Here is a 4819-nt window from a genome sequence, read left to right on the forward strand (position 1 = left end):
CACCAGGATCGAGCGGTGTGATCGTACGACGCGCGAGCGCTCCCGTTCCGGGCTGGATCGCGACGACGAAACTCTGCGCCACTTCACCATCGGGACCACGCAGTGTCGCTTCGACGCGCGCCAAGCCGGTACCGCCGGCGGTCACCGGGATCGCGATGCTCCCCTTCGCCTTTGCAGCAAGCTTCACGCTCGAGCGAAATGCATCCGCCGCAACGATGATCGGTCCGCTGATGTCGAGATCGACGACATAATCACCCGCGGGTCCCTCCACATTGTCGAGTTGCACGAAGAACCGCGAGCGATCTCCGACCGAGAGGAAGCGCGGCAACGTTCCCGTCAGCACCACTGGGTCACGGATGACCACATCGGCGGATGAGCTGCCGACGCGGTCCTTCGTCCACGCGACCGCCATGACGCGCGCCGTGCCGTTGAAGGCAGGAATATCGAACTCGACATTCGCGCTGCCGTCCGATTCCACTTTCACGACACCGGAGAAACGTGCCAACGGCTCCTGCGTCGGCGGGATGCCGTCGAGCGCCTTCGGCTCCATGTCTCCGCCTGAACGGATGGCACCGCGCGTGCCCTGCATGCCGTCGATGAGGTACCCGTAGAGATCACGGACTTCGGACGAGAGTTGCTTCTGACCGAAAAAGTAATCCGTCGGATTGGGCGCCTGATAGCGAGTCAGATTGAGAATACCGACATCGACCGCAGCGACGGTGATACGGGCCTCTTCACCTGCCTTCAGGCCAGCGACCTTGATCGGCAGTTTCAGCGTGCCGCGCGGTCTGATTTTTTCGGGCGCGTTGAGGCTGATCTGAAGATTGCGCGCATCGCGGTCGATCTCGAACCAGGCCGTGCCGAGCGAACGTCCAGGCATGCGTTTCGCCGCCTGATCCAGCGGACGGTGGGCGATTGCGACGACATAGGCTCCCGGACCCCATTCGGCGCGCACCGGCAAGCTCACGTCCGCTCCAGCGGCTGCGACATCGACGACGCGAATATCCTGAACGCGGTCGCTGACGACGGCCAGCGTCGCCTTGCCTGCAAAGCGCGGATTGAGACGCACCCGCATGGTTTCGCCGGCTTTGTAATTCGCCTTGTCGAGCGTCATGTCGAGGAGGTCGGGCCGTGTCGCCGTGGCAGTGCCCGACCAGCCGACGGTGAAAGACACGCTGGTCTGACTCATTGCACCGAGGCCCGGCGCGTTCACGTCGAGCCGATACGAACCCCACTCCACCGGAGCCGCGATGCGACCGACGGCAGACGCCGTGACGTCGAGCGTCCCGTTCGCTACCCGGCGCGTGCTCTTGATCGGTTCATAGCTCCATCGACCGTCGGAATTGTACCATTGGTAGCGCTGCTCGACCTTGACGAGGCTCCACGTGACACCAGTCTTTGCCAGTCGCTGGCCGTCCGGGTTGACGACAACGACGTCGAACGTCGCATTGGCGCCGTCACCAAGCGCATCGAATGTCTTCTTTACCGCAACGACGGGTCCGCTCGGCAAGATTGGAAGCGTGACGCTTCGCTCGATGGCACGTCCACCCGGTTCGGCGACGCGCAAYGTGATGCGAGCTTCCGTGGCGCGTGGCGCGGCGACGTCCTGAATCGGAATCTGCAGGCTGGCGAGACCCTTGTCGTCCGTCGTCGCCGCCTGTTCGATTTCCACCGACGAAGCCTCGATCGGTTCATCGTCGAGCCCGATGGCAAACCCGTCAAGGCCCTTGATCCCGACGTTGTTGCTTTCTGCAACGGTGACCTCACCCGACACATCGAGACCTGAGCCTGGCGCGCCGTAGAGATAACGCGCGGCAAGATCGATCGCAGCCGGCTGTCCGGGCTTCAGGGCGCTGAGCTTTGGAGACAATGTCAACTCCAACCGCTCCGGCACGTAATCCTCGACGAGAAAGCTCACGTCGCCGATCGAAGACCCCTTAGGGTCGGTGTAGGCCGCAACACGCCACGTGCCGCGCATCGATCCTGGTAGAATGGGCAAGGACAGCGCCCTGCCGCCAAGCCCTTGATCGTCAACCTGTGCTCGGCGATATTCCACGCCATCGGGGCGACGAACCACCAGCGTCAGCGGGACGCCCGGAACCGCGACACCTTTGGCATCACGCAACAATGCCGTCAGCGCGACGGTTTCACCCGTGCGGTAGACGCCGCGTTCCGTGTAGAGGTAGGCATCGACCGCCGCGGAGTTGGCGCGCCCCTTCACGCCGCGATCGGTCAGATCGAAAGCGGCACTGTCGAGATCGAGAAAAGCGTAGTCGACACCGAGAGTGGCAACGAGAATCCCCGGTGACGATCCGCCTTCGCCGCGCGCGAGGCCGGGGTCGAACGATACCGTGCCGTCCTTGTCGCTCTTCTTCGACGCCAACACTTCGTTGTTGCGCGCGACCAGACGAACTTCCACGTCCGACACGGGTGCGGCGCTCGCCAGCGAGCGTACGAACACCTGGACGCCGTTTCGCCCAGTGAAAGCGGTCAGACCGAGGTCGGAAACGACGAACCATTGCGTCGCGATGTTGTTGTAGTCGTCGCTGTCGTCACCGTCCGCCGACGTTCCATCRTGCGGCCTTGCGGTCATGACGTAGACGCCGGGTTCCAGCTTGCCGACGGCTTCGGCGACCGGAAATGCCGTGACGACGTCGCGATTGAGATCAGACGCGGTGTCGAGTGTTCCCGACCAGATCTTGAAACCCTTTTCCGCGGCGATCTGGCGAGCCGAGTAGCGCGAGAGCTGCGACAGGAAATCGTCGCCGCGCAATGTCGGCAAAAGATTGCGGTCCCCGATCCGGTAGACCTCGGCATCGACTTTTGCCGTGTTGACTGAGACGATCGGGATGCCCTCTTGTCCCGTGCTCGGCAGGACGTAGTTGCGCCCGGTGAAGCGCGCCTGCGGAGAGCGGTCACGCACATAGATTTCATAATCTGCCGCCTTGAGCAGGCTTTCGCCGACCGCGGAAGGCAGTCCTTGGCGCAGAACGATGGAATATCGCTCACTGTGCTTCAGGCCGTCGACGCAGAGCTGCTGTCCTTCAGCCGAGACGGCGGCACCGGTATTCGCAGACACCGTCACATAGGGCGCGAAGTCGATTTTCCCGCCCGCCAGTGGGTCGGAAAACTGGAAGCAAACCCGGGGCGCAGCGGAATCGGAATCGACCTTAAAGTCGGTAACGCGGAAGCCGTGCTCTTCGCGCAGTGATTCATAAGTTGCACGCGTCGCGGAATCATCGTTGAGCTTCAAGCTCGCCGCATAGGCGTTGAGGGCTAGGCGCCATGCTTCCTGCACCGCATAGGCCTGCCCGAGGAGTGCAAGCGCCGATGCCTCGTCAACCGGATTTACAGCGCGCTGATAGGCGGCGTAGGCGGCGGTCACCATGCGATCGCGTAGCTTGTAGCGCTCGTCCCAGTTGGCGGGCTCGACGCTGAGACCCGCGCGGACGAACGCCGCCCAATTGGCCCAGTCGGTGGAATCTGCAGCGATGGCCGCAGTGAAAGCTGCTAGAGCGCCGCGCGGGTTGTTGCGCGCCAATTGCGCCTGTCCATCTCTGCGCAGCTGCGCCGCCGCTTTCCCAGCGACAGCGCGAGCCCCTTCGGTCTTAAGTGCCTGCTCCAGCCGTACGGCCTGGCTTGCGAGATCGTCCTGCACGAAGGTTTTTGACGTCTGCGCCCAAGCAACGCCGCCCGCGGCTCCGAGCGATCCACCAACAACGAGAGCTGCCGCCATCATGGCTGCGCGTATGAAACCACGAATCATGAGAACTCCCTGGAGCATCGACCCATCGCGGGGCGGGCCGTTGTAGAACAGAGCTTAGCACCCGGACCCCGTTCGACAAGGTACGTCGGAGTGTGAACGGATAAACGGGCATCGGCTTTGTGCCCGATCACACGCAAGTTCATCTAGGCGGCACCTTTCGTTGCGTCGAAACACGGCCTCTGCGGGTCTCATGCGCTAACGCACCGCCTCGTCGGCGGGCTCCTCGCCCAGAGCACCGCGATGAGCCTTGTCGAGCTCCTCGCTGTATCGGCGCAGAAGATGGCTTTCGGTCAGAAGTCCGACAACCTGGCGGTTGAGGCGATTGTCGACGACGGCGAGCTCCTCACTCTGCGATTGATCGAAGATACCCGCCGCATCCTTGACGTTCATCGCCGGCAACAGCATGTCGTCTTTGTATCGCAGGATCGAGGCGACGTTCGCCTTCGCATCCGCCTCGACATCGTAGGCCTCCGGCACAAGTACCATGCCGGCGTACCGGTCTGATTCATCCACTGCAACGACCCGTTGACCCGATCCGAGCGGGAACGCCTTGCGGAAGTCGGCCAGAGAGAGCGATGCGGGCACCGTCTTCAAATCCTTCCGCATCATGCGCCCGACGGTGAGTGTGCGCAGCCATCCGACGTCCTGGGCGCTGCGGATCGTCTCCCCGCGCACATGGAGACGCCAGGTCGAGAACGAGTAGCCGAAGGTCTGCCGGACAACGATGGCGGCCATGATCGAAGCGGTGAGTACGATTCCACTAATCGTCAGGTCGCCCGTCGTCTCGAGCGCCAGGAAGGTGACAGTCAAAGGTCCGCCGACGATGCCGACCGCGAGCGACGCCATGCCGACGACGGCCGCAGCGACCGGATCGACAGCGAGCGGCATCACCCAATCGATGGAAAAGGCAAAGATCTTTCCGAGCAGAACCCCAAGAAACAGCGAGGCGAAGAACAGACCGCCGCGAAAGCCCGATCCGAGCGACAACGCGGCCGCAGCAACTTTCGCGACGAAAAACAGCGTCAGCATGAGGAATGTGGAGCCGCCTTCGAG

At 62.9% G+C, this 4819-nt stretch carries 2 protein-coding genes; both read right to left on the bottom strand.

The features are described 5' to 3' along the window. On the bottom strand, positions 1–3739 hold a 3739-nt coding region (locus AC1DT3_RS12305), incomplete at its 3' end, for an alpha-2-macroglobulin family protein (RefSeq protein WP_477465540.1). Between the two features lie 222 nt (positions 3740–3961). Beyond that, on the bottom strand, positions 3962–4819 hold an 858-nt coding region (locus tag AC1DT3_RS12310), incomplete at its 5' end, for a chloride channel protein (protein ID WP_477465539.1).

This window comes from Microvirga sp. P4_G7, from assembly GCF_056401005.1.